We start from the raw sequence: 1591 nt of genomic DNA, 5'->3' as shown, positions 1-1591 counted from the left end.
GACTGCGCATCGACCTTCGGAAAGGACATCGCGTGGCGCCTCGGAGTGCGTCTGGCCTCGGTGAGCACCGCACCCACCGACAACGTCTCGAGGCCGTCGAGGATCTTTACGTGCAGGTGAACCGGTACACCACAGTCGGACAGGTAGCGTGCGGCGTCCTCATAGCCGTTGACGAGCACATCACGAGGGAGGTGCTGCAGCAGCACGGGTGCTGCGTTGCGGTGGCGCAGCACGGCTTGGCGGAAGTTCAGCGCCAGCGCAACGAAGAACTCCGGCCAGTCCTCGGTCGACGGCCGGCGGGGCCGGATGACTGACACCCCGCCGATGCGACGGGCGACCGCCACAAGTATGTCGTTCTTGTCACCGAAGTGGTGATAAAGCGACGGTGCCCGCACTCCGAGATGACGTGCCAGGCGGGGCATGGTGAACGCGTCCAGGCCTTCCTTGTCGATGATCTCCAACGAGGCGGTAACCACCTCGTCACGCTTGATCAACGGCTTCGACGGTCTGCCCATGCCTAACGCTCTACCATCCCGGTCGCCACGCGTGACATATCAGTCGTCGTCTTCGATGACCAGGGCCAACTCCGGACACGCCGCGACGCCATTGCGGACGAGCTGCTCGTCTCGCGCCAGCACCTCGTGCGGCTCCATGATCGAGTAGCCCTCGTCATCGATCGGAAAGAGGTCAGGATCGACGGCATAGCACTGTGCATGCCCCACGCATTTGGGCTTGTCCAAACGGACCTTCATCGACAACCCCGCTTCCCTTCTGGATGGATTCCTGTCAACGCGACACCCGATCAATATCTAAAGATTATAGTTTTTAGTGTCGCCAGGGAAGGCCTGAGCGGCGGTTGGTTGACCCTTCTGCAGCGCCGCGACCTGCGGCTAACCACCTTCGTGTATCAGCTGACAATTTTTGATTGACGTCTCATATCATCGAGAGTAGTCTGCGCAGTGCAAGTGGCGCCAGTCACACCACCCAGCCGACACCTGCTAGCGATGCGTGTTTTCGGCCCTGTGCCGTGGCGCCAAGAGACTCCTCGAGCGACGCGAAGGACACCGAATGAAGCTTGATCGCAAAGTTGCCATGATCACCGGCGCCGGGTCCGGGCTCGGCAGGCACAGTTCCTTGCTGTTCACCGCCGAGGGCGCCAAGGTCGCGATCGTCGACATCGATGCCGAGCGCGCTGAGCAAACCCTCAAATTGGTTGAGCAGGCCGGCGGTGACGCGATCGCCATCACCGCCGACGTCGCGGTCAAGGAACAGATCGCCGCGGCGGTCCAGCAGACCGTCGACCACTACGGCAAGCTCGACATCGCCTGGGCCAACGCCGGCATCGTGTCGCGCGGGGGAGTGCCGACGGTCGCCGGCGGCGAGTATGTGGCCTTCGAGGACCTCACGGAGGCCGACTGGCAACACGTCTTGGGGGTGAACCTCAGCGGCGTCGTCTACACCGCCCAGGCCGCCGTGCCGGCGTTGAAGGCCAACGGCGGCGGCACGATCCTGGCCACCTCGTCGGCGGCGTCGATCGTCGCGTACCACAACATCGCGATGTACTCCGCCACCAAGGCGGGGGTCAACGGCC

3 protein-coding genes are annotated in these 1591 nt (G+C 63.4%); 1 reads left to right on the top strand and 2 read right to left on the bottom strand.

Annotated elements, in window-relative coordinates; translation table 11 throughout:
• Together ACN269_RS33515 and ACN269_RS33510 are read right to left on the bottom strand one after the other, a co-directional pair.
• The coding region (locus ACN269_RS33515) for a TetR family transcriptional regulator (protein ID WP_421477171.1) at positions 1-515 on the bottom strand (515 nt) is incomplete at its 3' end.
• A gap of 39 nt (positions 516-554) precedes the next feature.
• Complete coding sequence (locus ACN269_RS33510; protein ID WP_421477170.1) at positions 555-752, bottom strand: ferredoxin; 198 nt, start codon at positions 750-752, stop codon at positions 555-557.
• A gap of 316 nt (positions 753-1068) precedes the next feature.
• Here ACN269_RS33510 and ACN269_RS33505 point away from each other — a divergent pair.
• The coding region (locus ACN269_RS33505; protein ID WP_421477168.1) for an SDR family NAD(P)-dependent oxidoreductase at positions 1069-1591 on the top strand (523 nt) is incomplete at its 3' end.

The organism is Micromonospora sp. WMMD736, assembly GCF_049179015.1.
Lineage (GTDB): Bacteria > Actinomycetota > Actinomycetes > Mycobacteriales > Micromonosporaceae > Micromonospora.
The sequence above is the reverse complement of the archived record's forward strand: the minus strand, read 5'-3'. Positions and strand labels throughout refer to the sequence as shown.

What these genes read in the sequence shown, in the direction of transcription:
- ACN269_RS33510 (WP_421477170.1), bottom strand. Translation starts at nt 752, where the DNA reads ATGAAGGTCCGTTTGGACAAGCCCAAATGCGTGGGGCATGCACAGTGC.